Source organism: Corynebacterium curieae, assembly GCF_027570035.1.
In the GTDB taxonomy this organism is placed as follows: Bacteria; Actinomycetota; Actinomycetes; order Mycobacteriales; family Mycobacteriaceae; genus Corynebacterium; species Corynebacterium curieae.
Window position 1 is genome coordinate 15,858 of record NZ_JAKMUU010000002.1, and the last position, 24,306, is coordinate 40,163.

The window sequence follows — 24,306 nt, forward strand, 5'->3', positions numbered from 1 at the left end:
TGCGATGAAACTCGCGCGCACCCCAATATTTCGTTATGCCCTAGCCTTGCTGGGGCTCCTTTTTGGCGCTCGGAAGGTCATCGGAGACACCCGCATTACAGACTTCCCTATCGATATGGTGGTCTACCGCGAGGGTGTCAAAGCCTTCCTCGAGCACCGCTCCGTCTACAGCGAGCCCATGTTGGCCGGGGATATTGAACTTCCCTTCATTTATCCGCCCTTTGGCGCGCTTGTCATGGTTCCGCTTACGGCATTCGATGGCATTGACCACGATATGGCAGGCGACATCATGGTTATCCTCTCGGATCTACTGGTGCTCGTCTGCCTCTACTTCGTCTTTAAAGCGGTGCTCAAGAAGCCGGAGTTTCTTTTGCCTGTAACCGCCATTACCTGGGCCTTTGTCTTGCGCTTTGAGCCAGTTGACCTCAACAACGGCTTTGCCCAAATCAATATCGTGGTCATGGCGCTGGTTATCCTCGACCTTGTCCCGCGCAAGCGCTTCTTGCCACAAGGAACCTTGATTGGCTTAGCCGCCGCTATCAAAATTACCCCGCTGGCTATGTTGCTCTATTTCCTCGTGCGCAAGGAATGGAAGCAGATTGCCACTGCGCTCTTCACCGCCGTAGCGGCCACCCTTCTTGCCGCCGCCTTCCGCTGGACCGCCTTCGTGGAGTTCTTCAGCTCTAAATTGCTTGATATGGGCTCTGGCGGCGACTTCGGCGTGGGAACCGACTACCAGTCCAATAGTTCCATCAAGGGCGCTATTCAGCGCATGTATTCTTCTGCTGAGGCTATGGATGCCAACGGGCTGGTCATCAATATTGCATGGATCGCAGCCTCCCTCGTGGTCATTGCCTTTGCTGCGTGGCTTATCAAGCAACTGTGCGAGGAGCATTTGCTTGTCGACGCCCAATTGGTCACCGCTCTTACCCTCCTGCTCATCTCCCCAGTTTCTTGGTCGCACCACTGGGTATGGCTCACGCTCATCATCCCAGTCTTCCTCTACCGTGCGTGGAGCTGGCTGTCTTCTGGGTGGGCTGCCGGCAGCCTCCTGACCGTCCTCGTTGCCTGGTCAGCCATGCTGCTGACCGTTCCGCCTAAGTGGTGGTGGGGCGATCAAGTCGATGTCCACGCCATGGAGCGCTACCAAAAGTTCTGGGTGGATGACTTCGTCTGGCTAACCGTGCTGGCCGTCGCGCTGTACGCAGCCGCCTTCTACGCTGCCCAGCGCAATAACCGGAGCACGAGTACCGCTACTCCTGCCCCGCTAGTGTCTTAAGCGCTGCAAGGTGCGAATCGAATGCGGCCTTACCTTTAGCCGTGAGCATCACCCACACCGTGTCCTTGCCACGCGAGGATCCATACTCGCGAAAGCGACTGATATACCCCTCTTTTTCCAGTGCGCTTAGCTGTTTAGACAGCGTTGCGTCGGATTGGTTCACCTTGTCCCGAATCGCCGCAAAGCGCATCTCTTTGTTGATCACGCCTTCCACTGCCCCGGCCGCGTTGAGCACCGCACAGATTTTAAACCGATTAAGCGGGTGAATTACCGGGTCGAGTTCACCTTTCATCGCTTGCCCGCTTATTGCTCTCGGTATTTCGCGTGGACAGATCCATCGCACCGGAGTTGAGAACCCAAAATACAGCGAGACCCCACAGCGTGACTACTACGGCCGCAATTCCCATGTGCCCTTCGAGAAAGGTCTGGAAGAACGTAGGGGCAAATATCAGAATGATTCCGAAATAGTACTTCTTGTCCGGCTGCGGATGGGCAAAAGGATCCTGCCTATAACCTGCGCGCACGTCGCGCTTCTGAGCGCCAACCCAGAGAGCTGCTCCCACGCAGACCACCACAAGACCAAGGGACACCCACCACGGCATGCCCTTCCCCCATTGGCTCAAGATAAACCAAAGTCCTGCCAGCGCTGCAGCAAACAGGGCATTAAGCACTGTCTTCCGTCTGTCGCTTTGTTCCTTCTCCACTTCCTCGTTGAAGGCCAGTGCCTCGTGCACACTTTCATCCATGGTCGCCGTTCCTTTCGCCCTCGACCTTCCGTTGTTTTCCACATTAGAAAGTATCATACTTTCCACGTTGGAAAGCAAGAGAAAAAAGAAAATCCGCCGCGAATGCGACGGACAATCTATTAGCGATTAGCTCAGCGGATTAACCCCTGCGCCGAAGAACCACAGTGCTACGAGAATGGCTACGCCGATGAGAACAAAGACCCACGAAGTGCCCAGTGGGCGGCGTGCCCAAGAGCGCTTGAAGTCTAGGGAGATAAAGCCTGGTCCTGTAAACTGCAGGCCCACTGCAATAACAAAGAGGACTAAGGATAGCCATACGGATTCCGGCCAGCTAAAGACGTCTAAACCAGCACCCGTTTGTGCAAGCTCATGCAGGGCAGTAAAACCAGTCACCACCAAGCCAAGCATGGCAGCCAACGGCGTAATGAGACCGAGCAGCAGGAATACGCCGGCGATAAGCTGCATGGTAGGCACGGCAATGGACAGTGCGGTATCCCAGGCATAGTTGGCAAAATCGCCCTCAAGGCCGGACAAACCCTGACTATCGCCGAGCGTGAAAAAGGTCTTGGCACCTGCCACGATCAGGTAGGCGCTTAGCGCTAGACGGATGAATAGAAGGCCGAAGTCGATGGTGCCGCGACGACCGTAGCGGTGGTACCCTTCCTTTTCTTCCTGCTCTGCCTGTAGGCGGGCCTCGCGCTCCTCTGCGGATTCTGCGGTGAGCGTGCTCTCTTCAGGGGCGTCGGCAGTAGCTACGGCAGATTCGCGCTCAGTACTTGCTGGCGTAGCGGTATCCGGCTGGGCGAATGCTACGGTTTCCTCGCCGGAGCCGCCTTGCTGACGTGCGGCTTCACTGGCGCTGGAATAGGACATCACTTCAGTTTCAGGATTTTCCTGCCGCGCCTGGCTGGGTTTTATTTCCTGCGGTTCTGCACGGCCGGCACGCTCGAAGAGTCCTGGCTTCGTCTTCTCTTGGGCGGAAGCGGACTCCTTGCTAGCAGGCTTTGCATTATAGGTTGGTACGTCCATGCCTTCATCAAACGGTGTGGCTTTATCCGGTTGCTGCTTATCGCTCATAGCTACAACTTAAGGCACAGGCCTGCACTTTTGTGGTACCCGCCACGGCGCGCCGTTTCGGCAAGTTATCTACACCACCGCCAAGTCGCTTGCGGCCTCAATAACAGAGCGCGTAAGTTCGCCTAGAACCTCCGATTCCAAGCGCCAGCGTTGCCAATAGAGGTCAATGTCGAGCGGGGAGTCATCGAGAAGCAAAAGCTCCTTTGTTTCCAATAGCGGCAGCGCTTGGGCTTGAGGCAACAATCCCCAGCCCAAGCCGACGCGAACGGCCTCTAGGTATCCCTCGGAAGATGGAATTTGCGATACCCGGGCACGCACCACGGCAGAATCAATAAACCGCTCGCGCATCGCATCATCCAGAACTTGATCGTTGGGCCCATAGCCCACAAGGGGCATCGTTTCCCACGTCAGGCTGCCACTATGGAAGCTATCTGCGATAGGAGGCGCCGCCACTGGGAAATAGCGCATCGCGCCTAGGAAGCTAGACTCACAGCCGGAGACCGGCGTAGCCTCCCTCGTCACCGCGCCGAGTACGTCTCCGCGCCGCAGCATCGCCAGCGTGCGCGCTTCATCCTCAATCCGGATGCGCAGCGCGACGTCGCCCCGCCGCGCGGTATCACTGAGCACCTTCCTAAACCACGTCGCGAGCGAGTCCGAGTTCACCGCTACTGACAGCGGAACGCGGGCTAGGCGGTATCCGAGGCGGGCATCCGTTTCTGCCTGCACCAGCGCCATGCGACGCGCGGATTGAACCAGTATCTCGCCTGCCTCCGTAGCGGTTACCGGGGTGGCGCGATGCAAGAGCACTCGCCCAGTGCTCGATTCCAGAGCTTTGATTCGCTGGCTCACCGCCGAGGGCGATATGCCGAGCACAGCAGCAGCGACATCGAAGCTTCCTTCATCCACGATTGCGAGCAAGGTTTCTAGGTGCACCGAGTTCATGAAGCTATTTTAAACCAACTGAAGATTCATTAACTGGACTAATTCAGGCAGGGAATTCACACTAGAAGGCATGTCCATTGTGCTTGCCGGTTTCTTCCTCGGATTGTCGCTCATCGTGGCCGTCGGTCCGCAAAATGCCATGCTGCTTAAGTACGGCATCCGCCGTGATCACATCGGCCTGATCATTGCCGTCTGCGCGCTATCTGACGTCATCCTGATTACCTCCGGCACGGCCGGCGTCGGTTACTTGGTGGAAAAGTTTCCCAGGGCCCTGCAAATCCTGAAATACATCGGCGCAGCTTATCTTGCCTATTTCACCTTTAGCTGCTTCCGTGATGCCTTAAAGACTACAGGCGAAGCCATTGAAGTAGAATCCACGCAACCGAAGGCCCCGCAAGAAGTCGCCTCTTTCGATGGCAACCAAGTACACAGCACAACTAAGACTAAGACTCGTGTGGAAATTAAACGCTCCCCCTCCTGGGTTAAGCCGTTGTTAACGGCCTTGGCGCTAACGTGGCTCAACCCAGGCGCCTATGTAGACGTCGTGGTCATGCTCGGCAGCATTGCTAACCAATATGGCGAATCCGGCCGCTGGCTTTTCGCTGTGGGCGCGATCTGCGCCAGCTTCTCTTGGTTTCCGTTTATCGGTTTCGGTGCCGCGCGTTTTCCCACGTGTTGTCCCGGCCCACGGTATGGCGCTGGATCAATCTGGGAATCGGCGTCATCATGATCGGTCTAACACTCAAGTTGCTCCTGCTCTAGGGACCAGGGCTCGGTAGCGGCCTAGTCGCCGCGAACGCGCGAAGCGGTGGCGCCGGCCCAACGGTTGATTCCGGCGTCGTGGGCGGCGTCATCAATAACAGCAAGCTCATCCGCGCTGAATTCCAGGTTATCCAGCGCTCCAAGGTTGTGCTTAAGCTGCTCTACAGAAGAAGCACCCAGCAACGCCGAGGTAAGGGTGCGTTCACCTTGGTCACGCAGGACCCACGCAATAGCCATCTGCGCCAAGGACTGCCCGCGCTCGTGCGCGATATTGTTCAAGGCTCGGATCATGGACAGGTTCTCCTCATTGATCCAGTCCTTTTCCAAGGTCTTATCCTTGGCTGCACGGGAGTCTGTGGGAATGCCATCAATATAGCGATCGGTCAGCATGCCCTGCGCCAGCGGACCAAAACCAATCACTCCCAATCCGCTGCGCCCAGTGACGTCAAGCAGCGACTCCCCGTCTTCCCCAGGCCGCTCAATCCAGCGGTTCAGAATGGAGTAGCTCGGCTGATGAATCAGCAACGGGCAGCCCTCATCCTCCATGAATTCCACGGCTTCCGTGGTGAGCTCCGGGCCGTAGGAGGAAATGCCAACGTAGAGGGCCTTGCCAGAAGCCACGATATCGCGCAGCGCGTACAAGGTCTCTTCCAACGGAGTATCCGGGTCCGGACGGTGGTGGTAGAAGATATCCACATAATCCAGGCCCATACGCTTCAGGGACGCATCCAAGGAACTAACTAGATACTTGCGAGAACCACCGAAGCCATATGGGGAATCATTCATCACCCACCCGGCCTTGGAAGAAATGATCATTTCATCGCGGAAGGGGCGGAAATCGCGAGCGAAGATGCGGCCAAAGTTGTCCTCGGCGGCACCAGGCTCGGGGCCATAGTTATTGGCCAAATCGAAATGAGTAATCCCCTGGTCATATGCCGCGCGCAAAATCTCGCGCTGCGTGGCCAGGGGACGATCATCGCCGAAGTTCTGCCATAGACCAAGGGAGATGGCCGGCAGCTTCAGCCCAGAGTTGCCTACTCGGCGGTACTCCATCGAATCATAACGGTCAGAGGCGGGTGCATAGATACTCATAGCACCCATTGTCCGCCTAATTCTTGGAATTGTCAGCCTGCGGCAGCTCCTCATCTTCCTCAGGGTCTCCGGATGCACCGGTTTCTTCAACCCACTTTTCAATTTCTTCCGGCGTACGGTCGGTTTCTACCGCGTCGCGTTCGGTGTAATAGGAGTAGTCGTGGCGCTTTTCTGCGTACTCCTTTTTGTCAAAGTCCACGTCATCGTCGCCGTCAAGCTCCTCGGTGACTTCATCCACCAGCTCATCATAGAGGGCCTCGTTATCCATATTGGAGTCCTCGATGTGCTGGCCAATCTCGTCATCATAACGCTCAGCGTCATAATCCTTGTTGGGGTTCAGCTTCAGGTGCATAAGCGAACGTACGCGCTCGCGGCGTATGGCCTCATCCTGGATTTGGGACTGGCTGCGGAACCAGGCAAAGACCAAGATAGCGACCATGAGGATACCCATGTAGCCAATGATTGGGTAGATATAGTTCATCAAGGTCTTAAAGCCCGCGAAAGAGACCGCGAAACCAGCCAAGCAGCCGATGACGAAGATAACTGGGAAGCGCTTCTCATGGCCGGCGGACAGGCGTTTGCCCAGCGCGTAGAACATACCGATAGCGGTATTGAAGATCATCAGGTAGATGATGACCGCCATGATGGCGCCCAATGTCGGGTTAACACTATCTACTAGAGAAAGCATCGGAATATCGGACCCTTGGGCCTTGTCCGAGTTCATCAGCAAGGAAAAACCTGCAAGGCCCATCATGATGGAGTAAATTATTCCGCCTACGATGCCGCCCCAACCAGCCTCGCGTGGGCTGATATTGTCACCACCGATAACTAGGGACATGGACACAGCCAGCATCAGGGCTAGGCCGTTGTAGTTCAAAGCGGAAATTAGCCAGTTACCAATCGGGGTATCAATCTGGCTCGAGGCATCCATGGCTGCGCCGATGTCATCCGGCATATTGAACAGGGTGTAAATGGCTACACCGATTACCGCAATGATGATGGTTGGCGTTACTGCGCCGATAACCTTGGATACCTTATCCACGTCGAGCATGCCCACGATGAGCACCAATACCAGCATGAGGGTGGAACCAATCCAGGTCTTCCAACCAAATTGCTGCTGCATATTGGAACCGGCGCCCGCCAACATCACAAAGCCGATGGCAAAGAGGGTGATGATCACCGCCACATCCAGCAATTTGGACACGATCGGGTGGGTGACTCTGCGGAAAACCGTGTTGTGCTCGGCCGCGTGGAAATAACTTCCCAACTGCAAGAAAACGGTACCCGCAAGGGTCATGATGAGGGCAGCGACGATGATGCCAGGAATAGCCCAGGTACCAAAAGCGGTGAAGTACTGCACCACTTCTTGGCCTGTGGCAAAACCAGCACCAACTAGCAAGCCCACGAAGGACATAGCAATGGCGATAATGTTTTTAGAAGACACAGTTGCCTAACTTTTTGTAGCGAACATTTCTCGCATACAGGTGCGCGCGGCCCCGGTCCCCCGCCCCCATCTAGTGGGCCGCACAACACAAATATGCTTTCCTTAAGAAAGGGTACGTAAGTGACTCGTTAAACACCTACTGACACATACTGATGTTGTGCTAAATCACATTTGAGGAAAACGGCGAAGAGAGCCGGCCGACTCAGTCCTCAAAGGTCGCGGTATCGATGACAAAGCGGAACTTTACATCGCCGGCAACAACGCGCTCATAGGCTGCATCAACATCATTTACGCCGATTTCCTCAATGACAGCACCGATGCCGTGCTCGGCACAAAAGTCCAACATCTCCTGAGTCTCAGCAATGCCGCCAATATTATTTCCCGTGAGCACCTTGCCACCACCAACGAGGCTGCTCATATGGATTCCCAGTTCCTCCGGCGGAAGTCCCACAACGGACATGATTCCGCGCGGTTTGAGCAACTGCAGATAATCATTAAGCGAATACTTGGCAGAAATAGTAGACAAAATGACATCAAATTCGCCGCGGTGATGGGCAAAGAAGTCCTCGTCCTCACCGGTGGCCAAGATCTGCTTTGCGCCTAGCTCATAGGCTTCCTTTTCTTTGCGCCGGGAGCGGGAAATCACGGTGACTTCCGCCCCCTTGGCCGCCGCGATCTGTACACCCATGTGCCCTAGGCCACCAAGGCCTACTACGGCAACTTTATCGCCTTCTTTGACCTGCCAGCGTGCCAACGGCGAATAGGTGGTGATGCCGGCACACAGCAACGGGGCCGCTACATCAAAGTCCAAAGCGTCCGGAATAGAGCAGACGAAGCTTTCATTGACTACTACCTTTTGGGCGTAGCCACCTTGAGTGATGGTGCCATCTACGTCCTCGGAGTTATACGTGCCCACATTTCCGTTCAGGCAGTTTTGCTCCTGCCCATTGCGGCACTGCTCGCATTCACCACAGGAGTTAACCATGCAGCCCACGCCAACACGATCGCCGACTTTAAACTTGGTGACTTTATCGCCAACGGCTTCTACTACACCGGCAATCTCGTGGCCTACGGTCAGTGGGAAGTGGGCCTGGCCCCACTCATTGCGGATGGTGTGAATATCGGAGTGACAAATTCCAGCGGCCTTAATATCAATGACCACGTCATCCTCGCGCGGATCACGGCGCTCAATTTCTACTACCTTAAATGGGGCTTCAGGGCCTTGTTTTTGCAAAACTTTGCTTTTAATTGTCATGCCCACGACCCTACGCGCAACCTCACCGACCTCGCCTAACGGAAATTATCACCAATTCCAGCACAGGGTTGGTGGCGCGAAAAAGCCAGCCGCGCTCTTCTCCGATGACAGGACAAACGCGGCTGGCCTATTAGGGTGCTTAGTTCAGCTTCTCTGCGATGAGCTTATTTACCTGCCCCGGATCTGCCTTACCCTGGGTGGCCTTCATGACCGCACCGACGATGGCACCGGTTACCTTCTTATTTCCGGCGCGGTATTTCTCCACGATGTCCGGATTGGCGGCCAGCGCATCATCCACTGCCTTTTCAATGGCTCCGTCATCGCGCACGACCTCAAGGCCACGCTTTTCGACGACCTCATCGACGTCGCCCTCGCCAGCCAGTACGCCATCGACAGCCTTACGCGCCAGCTTGGTAGTCAGCTTGCCCTCATTAACGAGCTCAATGACGCGCGCCACGTGTTGCGGGGTGATAGATAGACCGGCAAGATCAGTCTCCTGCTCGTTGGCCTTGCCCGCTAGGTAGGAAACCCACCAAGAACGTGCCTCATCCGGCTTCGCACCGGCTTCTACGGTATCCACGATGAGGTCGAGAGCGCCGGCGTTAACTAGGTCGCGCATCTCTTCATCCTTGATGCCCCATTCTTCCTGGATTCGTGCGCGGCGAACCCACGGCAGCTCCGGCAGGGTCTGGCGCAGTTCTTCGACCCACTCGCGCGGTGCGATAACCGGCGGCAGGTCCGGATCGTTGAAGTAACGGTAGTCTTCGGCGGTTTCCTTCGGACGACCCTTCGAGGTGGTTCCGTCCGCCTCCTGGTAGTGGCGGGTTTCCTGATCAATGCTCCCGCCATCTTCGAGCACTTGCGCCTGACGCTGCATCTCGAAGCGAACGGCCTGCTCCACAGAACGCAGCGAGTTAATATTCTTCGTTTCGGTGCGGGTTCCGAATTCTTCCTGTCCAATTGGGCGCAGGGACAAATTGGAGTCCACACGCATGGAGCCTTGGTCCATACGGGCATCGGAAACCCCCAAAGCAGCAACGAGCTCGCGCAAAGCAGAGACATAGGCCTTAGCCACCTCGGGCGCACGCTCGCCGGCGCCGATAATCGGCTTGGTCACAATCTCAATGAGAGGGATGCCAGCGCGGTTGCAATCCACTAGCGATGCGGTAGCGCCGTGAATACGGCCATCGGCACCACCCAAGTGGGTCAGCTTGCCGGTGTCTTCTTCCATGTGTGCGCGCTCGATTTCCACGCGCCACTCGGTACCATCTTCCAGCACGACATCTAGGTAGCCATCATAAGCAATTGGTTCGTCGTACTGGGAAATCTGGTAATTCTTCGGCTGGTCCGGGTAAAAGTAATTCTTGCGCGCAAAGCGGGAGGACTCCGCAATCGAGCAATTAAGCGCCAAGCCAATCTTGATGGCGCCCTCCACACCCTTGGAGTTAACTACCGGCAGCGCACCGGGCAGCCCCAAGGAGACTGGGTCAACATTGGAGTTAGGCGCTGCGTTGAAGTTCGTAGGAGAGGTAGAAAACATCTTGGTTTCCGTATCCAGCTCTACGTGGACTTCCATGCCCATTACCGGTTCGAACTTTTCAAGGACCTCATCAAAGTCCATCAGGTCATACATCGCAGCAGTCATGCGTGCCATCTTAATACGTCCATGCGCTCACGCGCTCACGCCCCTAAGCTGAATATTATGACTACACCACATAGCGTTGATGCCACGCTCGTCGATGCCCCTTTGATCAACATTGCAGTCTTTCGCACTGCCCCCACCCCCGAAGAGGTAAGCGAGCGTCTGACCACCACTTTTGGAGATCGCCTGGGAGAAATCACGCCCGGTAAGAACCCAGGAAGCATCATGGTTGAGCTTGATGATTCATTTTTATTGCACTACCAAGCCGTCGACACCCCTCCCACCCGCGATAGCTATGGCCTTCACCCCATTTTGAGCGCGGATGCCCGCGGTCTCGACTCCGCCACTGCACAAATCCTCGTCACTGTTTTTGCGCAGAATGACGAGCAAGACCGCGCGAAGCAATTCCGCGAAGCCCGCCGCGAACACCTCGAATTGCTCTCCAAGGCTACTGCCGTGGTAGCCGAACACCCTGACTGCTTGATAGTCCACAATCCGCGCGGCAACGTATCCATCGCACCAAATACTTTCCTCGAGGCCGTTCGCGACAACCTTGCCCCGATGCACATCGCCCCAGTGTGGCTTACCCAAAAAGACAATAAGATCTTGGGCTATACCGTTGGGCTCATCCAAGCCGGACACCCCGAAATTCAGGCGGCTACCGAATCTATGGATCCCACCGATCTTTATTACAAGCTAGCTAATATTGCAGACCACGTTCTCCAGGGTGCCACCGTAAAAGGCGGCGACACCCTAAGTTTCGAGCAAGGCCAGCCCCCGCTGACCGTGGCGAAAGAGCCCTGGTTTGTAGACGAGTCTCTTCCCGCGGTCACGATTAATTTCTAGCGAATCCTTCCGCCCTTACGAGAATCCGAATAGCGGCAGATGGCTGCCAGTACCGCACCGGAAAGGTTGTGCCACACGGAAAAGACAGCACCGGGCAGGGCAGCCAATGGATTCATGTAGGTCGATGCCAGGGACGTCGCCAAGCCGGAGTTTTGCATGCCCACCTCGACGGCCATGGTGCGACGGGCGGTAATAGGCTGTTTTGTAACCGCTCCTGCGAGGTAGCCCAGCAGATAGCCACAGGCATTATGGATAACTACGGCCGCAAAGACCAGCGCACCCGCCGTAGCGATCGTGTCGTGCGCACCGGCGACCACGATGCACACAATGGCGGAAATCGCGGCAACCGAGTTCCACGGCAATGCCGCGTTAATTTTCGCCACCACGCGTGGAAATAGCATGCCTATAAGGATGCCGGCAACGACGGGTATGAGAACTACCTTGACGATGGACCACGCCATGGCTGAAGCGGAGACTGGCATATACTCCCCCGCCAACCACAAGGTCAACAAGGGGGTTAAAACCGGCGCAAGTAACGTGGAAATTGACGTCATGGTTACTGAAAGAGCGACATCACCGCGGGCAAGGTAAGAGACCACATTAGAGCTCGTGCCGCCAGGAGCACAGCCCACCAGAATGACGCCGGCCGCCACCTCATCAGGCAGGTCCATGACCGCAACCACCATCAGCGCTACCAGCGGCATGATCACAAACTGAGCCACGACTCCGATGAGCACCGGAAGAGGCCTGCGTGCCACTAGGGCAAAATCCACCGGCTTAAGGGTTAACCCCATACCGAACATGACGATTCCCAGCAGCGGGGTGACCTGCGGGGCGAAGGAAGCTGCGGTGTCCGGCGCGAGGTAGCCAATTACTCCGCCGATAATCACAAGCACGGGAAAGCCTAGCGCTGCGATGAACGCTTGGCGGTCTTGTGCTGAAGAGGGCGCGGGCCGCGCCTCCACCCGATTATCTGTCATGCTATCGATACTCATGGGCAAAAGAATACGCCCCCACTTAGTGGGAGCGCTAAATTAAAATTCGAAAATCATTGACTCTTAGCCGAAGAGTGCTTGGGCATTTCGATAACGCTGCTCCGGCACCGTCTTCAATTGTCCCACGGCATCTTCTAGCGGGACCAAGTCAATATTTTCACCATGTAGGGCAACACACATGCCGGATTTACCCTCGTGAATAGCACGGGCTGCATGTACACCGTATCGAGTGGCAAGGACGCGGTCATAAGCAGTCGGCGTACCGCCGCGTTGAATGTGCCCAAGTACCGTCGTGCGCACGTCATAGCCAGTGCGCGCCTTAATCTCATCACCGATAACCTGGCCAATACCGTTGAAGGTCTGGTGGCCAAACTGGTCGACTCCGCCGGCTTCGAAGTCCATCGTCCCTTCCTTTGGGAGGGCACCTTCTGCAACGCAGATGATGCCGTACTTTTCACCCATTTGGAAGCGGCGTTCCATTGCCTTGGTAATTTCGGCGATATCGAAGGGCTCTTCTGGCACCACCGTGTAATGCGCTCCGCCTGCCATGCCGGCGTGCAGAGCAATCCAGCCTACGTGGCGGCCCATCACCTCCACGATGAGAATGCGGTTATGGGATTCCGCTGTGGTGTGCAGGCGGTCAATGGCATCGGTAGCCACGGACACGGCGGTATCGAAGCCGAAGGTGTAGTCGGTGGCGTTGACATCGTTGTCAATAGTCTTTGGAACGCCTACCACCGGCACCCCATTATCGGATAGCCACTTTGCGCCCTTGAGGGTTCCCTCACCACCAATGGCTACAAGTGCATCCACCCCGGCATCGGCCATATTGGACTTAATCTGGTTGAGGCCAGCCTTGAACTTATCCGGGTGCAGACGGCCGGTGCCCAAGATGGTGCCGCCGCGCAACAGAATACGGTCGATTTCTGCATCGTCATAAAGATCACGGCGGCGATCTTCCATCAGGCCGACCCAACCGTCCTCATAACCGACGACGGTATCTCCAAACTCGTTGGATGCGGTACGCACTACCGCACGGATTACAGCATTGAGGCCGGGGCAATCGCCACCGGACGTTAAAACACCTAGACGCATACCTACCAATTTAGCGCGCGAATTTTAGCCCTGCAGAGTGTTCCGAAAGCATAGAGCGGAAACCAGGCCGACCACCAGCGCAACCACGATGGCGAATAGCGAATTAATAATGGCTGCCTCTGGGCTGCCCGTTTGCATTACCGCAGAGACGAGAGCGACGCCCAGCACAGATCCCACTTGACGGGAGGTGTTATACACACCGGAGGCAGCCCCCATAAGCTGCGGCGAAACATCACGCAAGGTGGTTGCCGCATTGGAACCCCAGATAAAGGACTGCCCCACTCCTAAACCTGCGATAGGCAGTCCAAGCACCCAGGCCTGGGCATCTGCCTGCATGACCCACCATGCCGCGAAGAGGGAGAGGATAAGGATGGAAAAACCGATCGCGCCCAGCAAACGCGGATTGATTTTATCGGCCATTATTCCTGCTACCGGGGACATCAACAGCGATACCAGTGCCATTGGTGCCACGATGATGCCGGCCTCTCCCGCCGGAATTCCTTGAACGGTCTGCAACCAAAACATGATAGGCAGCATGACGGCCGCCGCCATAAATCCCATAGCGATAATGCCTACCGAACCTGCCACATAGTTGCGGTTGCGAAAGAGCGCCAATGGCACCAACGGGCTTGATCCGCGTGTGTAAGCGGTAACCTGCAGGCGGATGAACCATGCACTAGCTACTACCCCGACAAGCAAAATCAGCCAGACTGCCCAGCCCCAACCAAGCACGGGGCCTTGTTGAATCCCAAAGACTATCGCAGCCAGTGCAAGTAGGGAGATAATGGCCGAGGCCACATCGATTGACTGCGCGGTGGTGGGCAGCTCAGGCACCCACAAAAGCGCGAATGCAATAGCTAACACCACGAAGGGAATATGCACCCAAAAAGCGGCCTGCCAGCCGAAATTCCCTACCAGATAGCCGCCAGCGAGTGGCCCGGCCAAGGCCGCGACCGAACCAATCACGCCCCATACCCCTAATGCGCGTCCGCGCCGCTCGCGAGCGAAAATTCGATTAATCACGGACATCGTCTGTGGCATCTGCAGCGAAGCGCCCACGCCTTGCACAACTCGAGCGGCGATAAGCACCTCCACGATGGGGGCCAAAGCACAGCCCAGCGCGCCTACACCGAAGACGGCCACGCCCATACAAAACATCCGCCGTTGGCCCAAGACATCGCCTAAGCGGCCGGTAAAAAGAAGGGGTACCACCACCGCCAAGAGATAAGCGGCGGATACCCACATGGTGTGGTTAACGCTCGCATTGAGCTCGCGTTGCAGATCCGGCAAAGCCACCGCCACCATGGATTGATCCAAAAGAGAAACGAAGAAGCCCAGAGATAGGGCAAGCATGGCGCGCCATGCTTGGCGCTCGGGCGGCAGATGCGTCTCCACAGTCATGGCCATAAAGTCTAGCGGGCCTAGGAGAGTCGGCCTAGACTGGCCGCATGTCCATGATCGATATCAAAAAGCCCCAAGATGTTTCTACTGCCACCACCGTCACCCTCGGCCTTATCGGCGGTTGGGTAACCGCCCGCGAGACCGGCATCCGCCCACTGGGCGGCGTGCTCCTCGCCGCCGCAGGTGTATGGGCGGGCCGCTCTTGGGCCAAGAAGACCACCCCAGCCACCACTGCAGGCCTGTGCGCGCTCTATGCCGGAGCATTCGGCGCCTCCCACCCGCTAGCAAAGAAGATCGGTGCCTGGCCGGCCGTGCTTAGCGTCACTGCTGCCTCGGCGGGCGCGGCCTACGCGCTTTCCGACGCCAAATAGTCCCCACACAATTATGCGCACCATGTCCCTAGACGTGGTGCGCATTCTTATATTGCAGGCTGCTAGTTGCTACTTGACAACCGTGAACTCAACCGCTTTATCGTTGCTACCTAGGGCGACGGTGCCGCCGGGCAGGTTATAGAAGGAGGGCTGGGATTCAAGGAGGCCACGGAGGGCGTCGGAAAGCTCCTGCGTATGCTCATCGCAGGCAACACGGGTAGAAGTAAATTCCCCAACGCTGATGGTGCCGTCCTCTGCCACCTCGTAGGTGGTGTTATAGGTATTGCAACCGTCATTCATTACCAAGGAGTGATCCTTGGAAAAAGCAACGCTAAGCTTGCCATCTTCCTTAACGGAGTGGAGCTCGCCGGTGATGGTCTGCCCTTCAATCTTGGGTTCCAACTTCTCTGCGCCCTGTGGCAACGGAGTAATCAGGCCGGAATTGGTGGGGGCGGTCATGCTGAATCCTGGATCAATGGAGGGTACCTGTGCGGCGTTGGCAACTCCTGCACCCATGAGCGCAGCGGCGGACAGCGTTACAGTGGCAGTCTTTTTGAAATGCATGCCCATTAATTTACCCCCGCAGAATATAAATTCAACGGGGGTAAACAAACCTTTATGGAATCGCCAGCGACCCCACAGGCAGTGATTTACTTATTGCGGCCCGCTTCATAAGCCGCGCCCACCTTGTACAGGCGGTCGTCCTCGAACGCCGGCGCCATGATCTGCAGGCCGGTCGGCAAGTTGGTATCGCTCGCCATACCGGACGGCACGGACATGCCGCACAGGCCAGCTAGATTAAGCGGCAGGGTGCACAGGTCAAAGTTGTACATCGCCATCGGATCCTCAACCTTCTCCCCCAGCTTGAACGCGGTGGTCGGGGTGGTCGGGGAAACAAGCACATCAACCTGCTCGAAGGCGCGGGCGAAGTCTTGGGCAATGAGCGTACGCACGCGCTGCGCCTGCAGGTAGTAAGCATCGTAGTAGCCCACAGACAGCGCATAGGTGCCCAGCATGATGCGGCGCTTTACCTCGGGGCCAAAGCCCTCCGCGCGGGACTGGGACATAACCTGCTCGGCGGAGTGGGAGCCGTCATCACCGGCGCGCAGTCCGTAGCGCATGCCGTCGAAGCGGGCCAGGTTGGACGAGACCTCGCACGGCATGATCAGGTAGTACGCGGCCAGCGCATCATCAAAGTGCGGGCAATCAACCTCGATGATTTCCGCACCCTGCTCGCGCAGCTGATCGACGGCAGCGTGGTAGTTCTCCATCACGCCTTCCTGCCAGCCATCGCGCTCGAATTGCTTAATCAGGCCCATCTTGACGCCGGAAAGATCCCCCTGAGCGCCCTCGCGTGCGGCGGCGACAACTGGGGCTACCGGCTTATCCACCGAGGTGGCATCGAAGGCATCGTGGCCGGCGATGACCTCGTGCAGCAGCGCGGTATCCAGAACGGTGCGGCCACAGGGACCAGCCTGGTCGAGGGAGGATGCAGCAGCAATGAGGCCGTAGCGGGACACGGTACCATAGGTCGGCTTAACACCAACAGTGTTGGTCAGCGCGGCGGGCTGGCGGATAGACCCGCCCGTATCGGTACCGATGCCCAGCGGCGCCTGGCCGGAAGCGAGCGCTGCCGCAGTACCACCGCCGGAGCCGCCCGGGGTGCGCTCCGTGTCATAAGGGTTATGTGCTGGGCCAAAGGCGGAGTTCTCATTGGAGGAACCCATTGCAAACTCATCCAGGTTGGTCTTGCCCAGGATTGGGATTCCAGCCTCGCGCAGACGCTTCGTCACGGTGGCGTCATAGGGAGAAACGTAGCCCTCCAGCATCTTAGAGGCCGCGGTGGTTGGCGCATCGGTGGTAACGAGCAAATCCTTCAGTGCCAGCGGTACGCCGGCCAGCCCGGAAGCAGGCTCTTCGCCAGCATCGAGCGCCTTATCCACGGCGTCGGCAGCCGCAAGAGCCTCCTCGGCTCCCACATGCAAGAAGGAGTTAAGCTCCTCATTGGTCTCCGCAATGCGGTCGAGGAAAGCCTGGGTAACCTCGCGGGAAGTAATTTCCCGGGAGTGAATCTTTTCGGCCAGCTCAGCGGCGGTAAGGGAGGTTAGCCCCTCTGCAGGAACGGTCAGGTTAGACATTTACTCTCCTCCCAAAATCTGTGGCACAACGAAGCGCTCGTCTTCTACGGCCGGCGCCTGGTCCAAGGCCTGTTCTGCAGTAAGGGTGCGCACGATAACATCCTCGCGCATTGGGGCGTCCACGGAGTGCGGGTGGCTCATCGGCTCCACGCCCTCGGTATCCACGTTTCCTACCGCGGAAACGGAATCAACAATTTCATCAATCTGCGTTGCGAACTGGGCTAGCTCTTCCTCACTCAAGGCCAGGCGGGAAAGCTTGGCGAGGTGGGCTACCTCATCACGCGAAATCTCAGACACGCGAACTCCATCCTTTATCTGCATAATCGACACGCCAGTGAAAAATATTCACTGAAAGCATGTACTATGTGAATTGCTAACGACCCATGGTACTGCACCAACTGAGATGGCTGCCGCGTCACCCCAAATTTGCGTTGCTTGAAGCCGCCATTGTGACGCACGTATCATGTTCGGGACTACAAACAACCGAAAGCGTGCGAGACCATGTCCTTTTTGATCCGTGTACTGCTCCCCGATGCCCCTGGCAGCTTGGGCCAGCTTGCCGATGCCTTTGGACTTGTCGACGGCAATATCCAGTCAGTCGACATCGTAGAAAACTTCCCCGATGGAACCGTCATGGATGACATCGTCATTGAACTGCCCACAGGTGCCATGGCCGATGTCCTCATTACCGCTGCCTCTTCCGTAGACGGCGTCGAGATTGATTCCATCCGCCCCTTTAGCGGCCGCGTTGATCGCCGCGGGCAAATCGAGCTACTTGCACGCGTGGCTAATGCCACGAATGTTACCGCCGCCATGGAGGAAGTAGTTGCTGCGATCCCAAGGGCGCTGACCTCGACATGGGCAATCGTCATCGATAATAACGAGCCCATCCACCGAGTTGCCTCCTCCAACGCCGCCCCCGAAGATGATGGAACCGTGCCGCACGATATCGAGGTTGAAAGCGCGCGCGTGCTCAGCCCCGAGCGCGATGCATGGATTCCGGAAAGCTGGTCGCTTCTCGATTCCGCCTTGGCCGCCGCCCCATTGGGCGATACCGGCTTGGTTATCGCCATGGGCCGCACCGGTGGCCCTGATTACCTCGCCTCCGAGGTAGAGCATCTAGGCCACATCGGCACCATCTTGGGCAGCTTCCTCAAGTAGCCGGACTGAATTAGGCCTCGCCAGATTCTAGTAGCTGCTGGAATTCGGCTTCGTTGAGAATCGGGATTTCCAGCTCGCGTGCTTTGTCTTCCTTGGAACCGGCGTTTTCACCGGCCACCACATAGGAGGTCTTTTTCGACACCGACCCGGTGGCCTTACCACCGCGAGAGACAATAGCCTCTTTGGCGGAGTCCCGTGTGAAGTTTTCTAGGCTGCCGGTGACCACGATAGTCAGGCCCTCAAGGGTCTGCTTTTTCTGCTCCTCGCTTGCAACCTCCATGGCCACGCCAGCTGCAGCCCATTTGTCCACGATGGTACGGTGCCAGTCCACCTCGAACCAATCGTGGAAGGACTGCGCAATAGTCATGCCAACGCCGTCTACTTCTGCAAGCTCCTCCGTCTTGGCCGCGCGTAATTTTTCCATCGATCCATAGCGGGAAGCAAGGGCCCGGGCCGCGATCGGACCCACGTGGCGAATAGACAAAGAGACCAATACCCGCCAGAAGTCCCGCCCTTTAACCTCCTCTAGATTATTCAGCAGGTTCTGCCCCGCCGTATTTACTTTGGCATTGCCGTCCTTTTTGGTGCGCTTGTCCTTGGTGTCCTTCTTCGCCGTGTAGACGTCCGAGGCCAAAAGCTTTTCCGCGGTGAGCTCAAAAAGCTCCGACTCATCGACAAGGATGCCGTTTTCGATCAGATCCATGGCTCCCTTCTCACCGAGGGCCTCAATGTCCAGTGCTTTGCGCGAGGCCAAGTACTCCAGGCGGGCCGAAAGCTGCGCTGGGCACGATTGGGTATTGGGGCAACGCCAGTCCGCATCACCATCCTTTTGTGGGGCCAATTTCGTGCCGCACGCCGGGCAGTTTTCTGGGAAGGTCCACTCGTATTCGCTACCATCGCGCTGTTCGCGCACTGGACCGAGCACCTCCGGAATAATCTCGCCCGCCTTGCGGATGATAACGGTATCGCCGATCAGGACGCCCTTGCGCTTGACCTCGGACTGGTTATGCAAGGTTGCCATGGACACCGTGGATCCGGAGACAAAGACCGGCTCCATGATGGCAAAAGGCGTCACTCGCCCAGTACGCCCCACGCCCACCTCGATGCCCTTGAGCTTTGTGGTCACTTCCTCAGGCGGATACTTATAGGCAATGGCCCATCGCGGCGCGCGGGAGGTCGAACCAAGTGCGCGCTGTGAAGCCAAGTCATCGACCTTGACCACCAGTCCGTCCATCTCAAAAATGGCATCGTGGCGATGCTCTGCCCAATGCGCGACCTCGTCCTGGACTTCCTTGGCAGAGTGCACCTGCTTGGTATACGGGGACACGGGCAGGCCCCACGCCGCAATTGCTTCATAAGCATCGTGCTGTGAGGTCGGTGAAAATCCCTCGCGCGCACCTAAGCCGTGGCACACCATTTTCAGGCGGCGCTTTTTCACCTCGGCGGGATCCTTCATGCGCAGTCCGCCTGCCGCGGCGTTGCGCGGGTTGGCGAATTTATCCTTGCCGTCGGCCGCGCGCTCCTCGTTGATCTCCGCAAAGTCCCCGGGGCGCATGTAGACCTCGCCGCGAATCTCAATAAGCTCAGGGACCGGATATTCAGCAGTACCAGTCAGCTCGTGCGGAATATCCTCGATAACACGAGCATTAGCAGTGATTTCCTCGCCCACCGTGCCATCGCCTCGGGTGGCGGCAGTGCTCAGGCGTCCATTGCGATAGACCAGATCGATAGACAGCCCATCGATCTTAAGCTCAGTGAGATAGGTCTGTGCCGGAGTTCTATCTAGCCAATCCTGCATCTCACCAGCACTAAAGACGTTATCCAAGCTCATCATGCGCTCAAGGTGCTCAATGTCCTCTCCGGCGCTTGGGGCAGCACCTACCTGCTGGGTGGGCGAATCGGGCACGGCAAGCTCTGGGTGCTCCTCTTCGAGCGCAAGAAGGCGCTGGAAGAGGGCATCAAAGTCGGCGTCGGGAATAGCCGGCTCACCGTTGTAGTACAGGTTGCGGTGGCGGCGCACTTCCTGCGCGAGGTCATTCCATTCACGGTGCAGATCAACTGGATTAGTCACGCTGCCCAAGTGTAGCCATCCCTCGTGTCGGGGCTAGCTACTAAGGTATGGATCATGAATTTCGACGCCTCCCGCATGCTCGCCTTCGACCTTGAGACCACCTCGGCCAATCCAAAGGAAGCCCGCATTGTCACCTCTGCCCTAGTCCGCATTGACGGCCGCGAGGTGCAAAAAGTAGAGCACCTGGCTGATCCCGGAATTGAGATTCCACAGGAAGCAACCAACGTGCATGGCATCTCCACGGAAAAGGCCCGCACCGAGGGCCGCCCGCATGAGGATGTTCTAAAAGATACGGTCGAATCCATCAAGGCCGCGTGGGAGGACGGCCTGACACTCATTGTCTATAACGCTGCCTTTGATCTCACCGTATTGCGCAGCCTCACTGGCGATTTCACGGTAACCGGCCCAGTCTATGACCCCTATGTGATCGACCGTGTCAGCGATAAGTGGCGCAAGGGCAAGCGCACCCTGGGCGCAGTGTGCGAGCACTACGGCGTCGAGTTGGGCAATGCCCACGAAGCTACTGCCGACGCCCTCGCGGCCGCCCGCGTGGCATGGAAGCAGGTACGCCAGCACTACCCTAACCTGGCACAGATGGATGAAAACGAACTCATGGAGTTCCAGGCAGTCAAGTGGTACGAAGACCGCGTCGCCTTCAAGAAATACCTAGAGGGCAAGGGCCGCGATGCCTCGGATGTCTCGACGGCGTGGCCGCTCATCGGCTAAAGTCTCCCAAATCTCCACTTTGAGCCGAAAGTCTCCCAAATCTCCACCAGCACGAGTTACACTAGCCGCATGGAAAACCCATTCCGCCCCACATTCGGCGCCCCACCCCTGTTCTGGGTCGGCCGCGGCATAGTGCTCGATAATTTCCGCACTGCCTTGGACGGCTCGGCAGGCAATGCTTCCCGCTCCATGGTGCTGAGCGGTGCAAGGGGCATTGGCAAGACGGTCCTCATCAACGAGCTGGAAGACATTGCTGAAGCGCGCGGTTGGGTAACGCTGCGCGCTTCTGGGCGCTCCACTATGGTGGAGGAACTGGTCAACACCACCATCCCGAGACTCCTTGAACAGCTCTCGCCAAGCGATAAGAAGAAAATCAGCCGCATCGGTATCGGCGGCGTGGGGTCGATCGGCTTTGATCATCAAAAAGAAGATCGCTTCACTCCCACGTTGAATACTCGCCTCCGCGAGCTTTCCGCCGAGCTTAAAGGCACCGGCATCCTCCTTACCATCGACGAGGTCCAAGACGCCGACGTCGAAGAACTCACCACCATTGCCGTGGCCTACCAAGACTTGGTGCGCGATGAAATCGATATCGCTTTGGTGGCCGCGGGTCTTCCGCAAGGAGTCAACCACCTGTTGGATCTGCCCGGGGTGACGTTCCTGCGTCGGGCCCAGAAGTTCGTGCTAGGGCCATTGTCGCCAGCCAATGCGGAGCAGGCGCTCGAACATACAGCATCGGGGTCAGGGCTGGAGTTTAGCCGCGAGGCGATCACAGACGCCGCGGCGCTCACCCGCGGCTACCCCTACCTCGTGCAATTGGTAGGTTCGCTGGCGTGGGAGCGCAGTCGCCGCAACCAAGAAGGCGGCATTTCCCAGCAAACAATCGCCTCCATCGCCCCAGATGCAAAATCAATCATGGGTGCGCAGGTGCACCAGCCTGCGACGATGGCCCTTCCGCCGGCCCAGCGGGAATTCCTGGAAGCAATGGCAGCAGTCGAGGTGGACAGCGTAGCCACCATCGCCGACATCGCCGGTCACATGGACCGCACGGTGCGTTCACTGTCGGCCACTCGCCAGCGGCTTATCGACGCCGACCTCATCGAGCCCACCGCACACGGCAAGCTGCGCTATGTCATTCCCTATATGGGCGAATACTTCACCACCACGGATAGCCGCGGGCGCGTCGATTAGAGATCGCCAGCATCGCGGACGAGGATGGCGGCGGTCTCACTTACAGAGCGCAGCGCACTAGCGGAAGCCGCAATGGGGAAAACATCACAATGATCAACCAACAGTTCACGCGGCATGCCAATGCGATCGAGGTGGGCAGCTAATGAGATCGCCTCGTTTCTCGCATCGGTACCGGAAATGCCTAAGCCGATACGGCGGCCCGCGCTGAGGTGCTCGCCCAAACCGTCATAGTGCTCTGGGGTGGAAAGCCACTGTCGAAAACGCGAATCAACCAAAAATGTCTTTGCTGCGCGCGCCACCGCCCAGAGGGGCGCTGCGTGCAAATAGTCCGCTTCGAAGCCTCGAAGGTTCTCTAAAATGACTTCCTCTGGAACCGCTGGTATCGAATCAAAGTCCGTGGTTCCCGGAATCCGCCCAGCAATAACGTCCGCCAAAAGTGGCTCATCGAGTTGTACTTGGACCTCACCGTGGAAACGGCTCGCCACTTCGTCGGCATGGGCACGGAGGCCATGCGCTAGGGCGTCAGAAAGCTCAGCGAAAGCACTGGAGTCGGTGAGGACGCGGTGGCCGTCGGAAAGCTCAATGCTCGCCGCCAAGGACCATGGCCCCATGGCTTGTACCTTGATTCGAGGAACGGCCTCACCCCAGACCTCCTGGACCTCATCCAGGTCGCGCTCTAAGCGATCCCAGGTGCGCCGCGTCAAAAGCTGCGGACGCGTAGTCATGCGCCACGACCGCGGCCCGCGTTCGATGTTGATGGCCTCGAGCATGCTGGCTGTGCGTCCAACTGCATCAGACCCCAGTCCCCTATCGGGGAGTTGCGGAATGGCAGGGAGTGAGGTCTCGCTAATTATGATGTCCGCCGCCTCTGCCACGGAAGTACCGGGCATGGGGCCGAGTGCAAAGCCGGTCATCTAGGCCGTCCCGCAGATGGTGCCAGAGCCAATGACGATATCGCCCAGCTCGTCCGGCGAAGGCAAATACAGCACCGCGGCCTGGCCGCGCGCGACACCGGATAGCGGCTCCTTAAGCTCGAGGCGCATCTGATCCGCATTGCGGTCAACGTGCGCGGTGCAAGGCACCACAGAGCCGTGTGCACGCACCTGAACCTCGCACTCAAAGTCCCCATCCATGCCTGGATGGAGGTACTTTAGGCGATCGGCCTGAATCGAGGTCACGGCCAAGTCCTCGCGGGCACCGACAGTAACCGTGCCGGTAGCGGCATCAATATCGGTGACGTAACGGGGACGGCCGTCGGCAGCCGGCGCCTTAATGTCCAGGCCCTTGCGCTGGCCGATGGTGTAGTTCCATGCGCCATCATGCTCCTTGAGCTCTGTGCCCTCTTGATCCACGATCATGCCGGGGCGAAGCCCAATGCGTGCACCCAGAAAGGCCTGCGTATTGCCGTCTGGAATAAAGCAAATGTCATAGGAATCCGGCTTCTTCGCGGTGGAAAAACCGTGTGCTGCGGCTTCCTCGCGGATCTGTGGCTTGGGGGTATCGCCAATCGGAAAAAAGCAGTGTTCCAACTCTTCGGCCGAAATCACACCGAGCACGTAGGACTGGTCCTTATTCTCGTCCAAGGAACGGCGCATATAGCCGTTGTCGTCGATGGTGGCATAGTGCCCCGTCGCAACGGCATCGAAGCCAAGCGCCATGCCCTTTTGTAGCAGCGCGCGGAACTTGATCTTCTCGTTGCAGCGCAAGCACGGGTTGGGTGTCTCTCCGCGGGCATAGGAATCTACGAAGTCCGTGATGACTTCTTCTTTAAATTCCTCCGAAAAATCCCACACATAAAAGGGAATGCCCAGCTTATCGCAGATGCGACGGGCGTCGGCCGAATCTTCCAACGAGCAGCAGCCGCGGGCCTTCTCCCTAGTCTGCTGCGCGTCTTTGTGCAGGGCAAGGTGTACGCCAATCACCTCGTGGCCAGCTTCTACTGCACGGGCGGCGGCAACCGATGAGTCCACGCCGCCAGACATGGCAACCAATACTCGCATTGTGCTCCCCATTTCACCTTGACTACAGGCCCGAAAGTCTACTCCCTAGCCCCAACGCTGTTTAAATCGAAT

At 57.6% G+C, this 24,306-nt stretch carries 23 protein-coding genes and 1 pseudogene; 7 read left to right on the forward strand and 17 right to left on the reverse strand.

Going from position 1 to position 24,306, the window contains the following annotated elements; all coding sequences use genetic code 11:
* The first annotated feature begins 4 nt into the window (after positions 1–4).
* Positions 5–1,279 carry a glycosyltransferase family 87 protein gene (locus L8V01_RS04295; protein WP_269945920.1) on the forward strand — a complete coding sequence of 425 codons (1,275 nt, stop codon included), beginning with the start codon at positions 5–7 and terminating at the stop codon, positions 1,277–1,279.
* Here L8V01_RS04295 and L8V01_RS04300 read toward each other — a convergent pair.
* From L8V01_RS04300 to L8V01_RS04315, 4 genes are all read right to left on the reverse strand, one after another.
* The gene (locus L8V01_RS04300) at positions 1,254–1,571 is read right to left on the reverse strand and encodes a transcriptional regulator (RefSeq protein ID WP_269945921.1); all 318 of its coding nucleotides are present in this window, start codon (positions 1,569–1,571) and stop codon (positions 1,254–1,256) included. The genes L8V01_RS04295 and L8V01_RS04300 overlap by 26 nt on opposite strands.
* Entirely contained in the window at positions 1,561–2,025 is a 465-nt protein-coding gene (locus L8V01_RS04305) for a hypothetical protein (RefSeq protein WP_269945922.1), read from the reverse strand. The genes L8V01_RS04300 and L8V01_RS04305 overlap by 11 nt, the downstream gene beginning before the upstream one ends.
* Positions 2,026–2,151: 126 nt before the next feature.
* Positions 2,152–3,102: a DoxX family protein gene (locus L8V01_RS04310; RefSeq protein WP_269945923.1), complete on the reverse strand. Its 951-nt coding sequence runs from the start codon at positions 3,100–3,102 to the stop codon at positions 2,152–2,154.
* A 69-nt stretch (positions 3,103–3,171) separates the two neighbouring features.
* Complete coding sequence (locus L8V01_RS04315) at positions 3,172–4,044, reverse strand: ArgP/LysG family DNA-binding transcriptional regulator (protein ID WP_269945924.1); 873 nt, start codon at positions 4,042–4,044, stop codon at positions 3,172–3,174.
* Between the two features lie 70 nt (positions 4,045–4,114).
* On the opposite strand from L8V01_RS04315, the pseudogene L8V01_RS04320 reads away from it, so the two are divergent.
* Positions 4,115–4,806 (forward strand): annotated as a pseudogene (locus L8V01_RS04320) (LysE/ArgO family amino acid transporter).
* A gap of 21 nt (positions 4,807–4,827) precedes the next feature.
* Here L8V01_RS04320 and L8V01_RS04325 read toward each other — a convergent pair.
* The 4 genes from L8V01_RS04325 to gatB all read right to left on the reverse strand — a co-directional run bounded on the left by L8V01_RS04325 (position 4,828) and on the right by gatB (position 10,242).
* The gene (locus L8V01_RS04325) at positions 4,828–5,898 is read right to left on the reverse strand and encodes an aldo/keto reductase (RefSeq protein ID WP_269945925.1); all 1,071 of its coding nucleotides are present in this window, start codon (positions 5,896–5,898) and stop codon (positions 4,828–4,830) included.
* A gap of 16 nt (positions 5,899–5,914) precedes the next feature.
* Positions 5,915–7,342, reverse strand: a complete 1,428-nt coding sequence (locus tag L8V01_RS04330) for a YkvI family membrane protein (RefSeq protein WP_269945926.1) — start codon at positions 7,340–7,342, stop codon at positions 5,915–5,917.
* A gap of 202 nt (positions 7,343–7,544) precedes the next feature.
* A complete protein-coding gene (locus L8V01_RS04335; RefSeq protein WP_269945927.1) occupies positions 7,545–8,597 on the reverse strand; it encodes an NAD(P)-dependent alcohol dehydrogenase in 1,053 nt (350 codons plus the stop codon).
* Between the two features lie 139 nt (positions 8,598–8,736).
* Entirely contained in the window at positions 8,737–10,242 is a 1,506-nt protein-coding gene (gene gatB, locus L8V01_RS04340; protein WP_269945928.1) for an Asp-tRNA(Asn)/Glu-tRNA(Gln) amidotransferase subunit GatB, read from the reverse strand.
* Between the two features lie 57 nt (positions 10,243–10,299).
* On the opposite strand from gatB, the gene L8V01_RS04345 reads away from it, so the two are divergent.
* Positions 10,300–11,085: a DUF4261 domain-containing protein gene (locus L8V01_RS04345; RefSeq protein WP_269945929.1), complete on the forward strand. Its 786-nt coding sequence runs from the start codon at positions 10,300–10,302 to the stop codon at positions 11,083–11,085.
* Here the strand turns inward: L8V01_RS04345 and L8V01_RS04350 are convergent.
* The 3 genes from L8V01_RS04350 to L8V01_RS04360 form a co-directional block, all read right to left on the reverse strand.
* Complete coding sequence (locus tag L8V01_RS04350) at positions 11,082–12,065, reverse strand: bile acid:sodium symporter family protein (protein ID WP_394371664.1); 984 nt, start codon at positions 12,063–12,065, stop codon at positions 11,082–11,084. The genes L8V01_RS04345 and L8V01_RS04350 overlap by 4 nt on opposite strands.
* Before the next feature lie 78 nt (positions 12,066–12,143).
* Positions 12,144–13,175 carry an ATP-dependent 6-phosphofructokinase gene (locus L8V01_RS04355; protein WP_269945931.1) on the reverse strand — a complete coding sequence of 344 codons (1,032 nt, stop codon included), beginning with the start codon at positions 13,173–13,175 and terminating at the stop codon, positions 12,144–12,146.
* 24 nt (positions 13,176–13,199) lie between these two features.
* Positions 13,200–14,576: a DHA2 family efflux MFS transporter permease subunit gene (locus L8V01_RS04360; protein ID WP_269945932.1), complete on the reverse strand. Its 1,377-nt coding sequence runs from the start codon at positions 14,574–14,576 to the stop codon at positions 13,200–13,202.
* Positions 14,577–14,623: 47 nt separating this feature from the next.
* Here L8V01_RS04360 and L8V01_RS04365 point away from each other — a divergent pair, with 47 nt between their 5' ends.
* Positions 14,624–14,947 (forward strand): hypothetical protein, encoded by a 324-nt coding sequence (locus L8V01_RS04365; RefSeq protein ID WP_269945933.1) that lies wholly within the window; start codon positions 14,624–14,626, stop codon positions 14,945–14,947.
* A 69-nt stretch (positions 14,948–15,016) separates the two neighbouring features.
* Here L8V01_RS04365 and L8V01_RS04370 read toward each other — a convergent pair whose 3' ends face one another.
* The 3 genes from L8V01_RS04370 to gatC all read right to left on the reverse strand — a co-directional run bounded on the left by L8V01_RS04370 (position 15,017) and on the right by gatC (position 17,382).
* Complete coding sequence (locus L8V01_RS04370; protein WP_269945934.1) at positions 15,017–15,511, reverse strand: META domain-containing protein; 495 nt, start codon at positions 15,509–15,511, stop codon at positions 15,017–15,019.
* Positions 15,512–15,597: 86 nt separating this feature from the next.
* On the reverse strand, positions 15,598–17,085 hold the full coding sequence (gene gatA / locus L8V01_RS04375; protein WP_269945935.1) for an Asp-tRNA(Asn)/Glu-tRNA(Gln) amidotransferase subunit GatA: 1,488 nt from the start codon (positions 17,083–17,085) through the stop codon (positions 15,598–15,600).
* On the reverse strand, positions 17,086–17,382 hold the full coding sequence (gatC, locus tag L8V01_RS04380) for an Asp-tRNA(Asn)/Glu-tRNA(Gln) amidotransferase subunit GatC (RefSeq protein WP_005327681.1): 297 nt from the start codon (positions 17,380–17,382) through the stop codon (positions 17,086–17,088). It lies immediately after the preceding gene.
* A 204-nt stretch (positions 17,383–17,586) separates the two neighbouring features.
* On the opposite strand from gatC, the gene L8V01_RS04385 reads away from it, so the two are divergent.
* Positions 17,587–18,246 carry an ACT domain-containing protein gene (locus L8V01_RS04385; protein ID WP_269945936.1) on the forward strand — a complete coding sequence of 220 codons (660 nt, stop codon included), beginning with the start codon at positions 17,587–17,589 and terminating at the stop codon, positions 18,244–18,246.
* A gap of 10 nt (positions 18,247–18,256) precedes the next feature.
* Here L8V01_RS04385 and ligA read toward each other — a convergent pair whose 3' ends face one another.
* Entirely contained in the window at positions 18,257–20,326 is a 2,070-nt protein-coding gene (gene ligA / locus L8V01_RS04390; RefSeq protein WP_274707309.1) for an NAD-dependent DNA ligase LigA, read from the reverse strand.
* A gap of 45 nt (positions 20,327–20,371) precedes the next feature.
* On the opposite strand from ligA, the gene L8V01_RS04395 reads away from it, so the two are divergent.
* Together L8V01_RS04395 and L8V01_RS04400 are read left to right on the forward strand one after the other, a co-directional pair.
* Complete coding sequence (locus tag L8V01_RS04395; protein WP_269945938.1) at positions 20,372–21,043, forward strand: 3'-5' exonuclease; 672 nt, start codon at positions 20,372–20,374, stop codon at positions 21,041–21,043.
* Positions 21,044–21,112: 69 nt separating this feature from the next.
* Complete coding sequence (locus L8V01_RS04400) at positions 21,113–22,234, forward strand: ATP-binding protein (RefSeq protein ID WP_269945939.1); 1,122 nt, start codon at positions 21,113–21,115, stop codon at positions 22,232–22,234.
* Here L8V01_RS04400 and L8V01_RS04405 read toward each other — a convergent pair.
* Positions 22,231–23,148, reverse strand: coding sequence for a uroporphyrinogen decarboxylase/cobalamine-independent methonine synthase family protein (locus tag L8V01_RS04405; RefSeq protein WP_269945940.1), 918 nt, complete (start codon positions 23,146–23,148; stop codon positions 22,231–22,233). The genes L8V01_RS04400 and L8V01_RS04405 overlap by 4 nt on opposite strands.
* Positions 23,149–24,234 carry a tRNA 2-thiouridine(34) synthase MnmA gene (gene mnmA, locus L8V01_RS04410; RefSeq protein WP_269946210.1) on the reverse strand — a complete coding sequence of 362 codons (1,086 nt, stop codon included), beginning with the start codon at positions 24,232–24,234 and terminating at the stop codon, positions 23,149–23,151.
* Positions 24,235–24,306 lie beyond the last annotated feature (72 nt).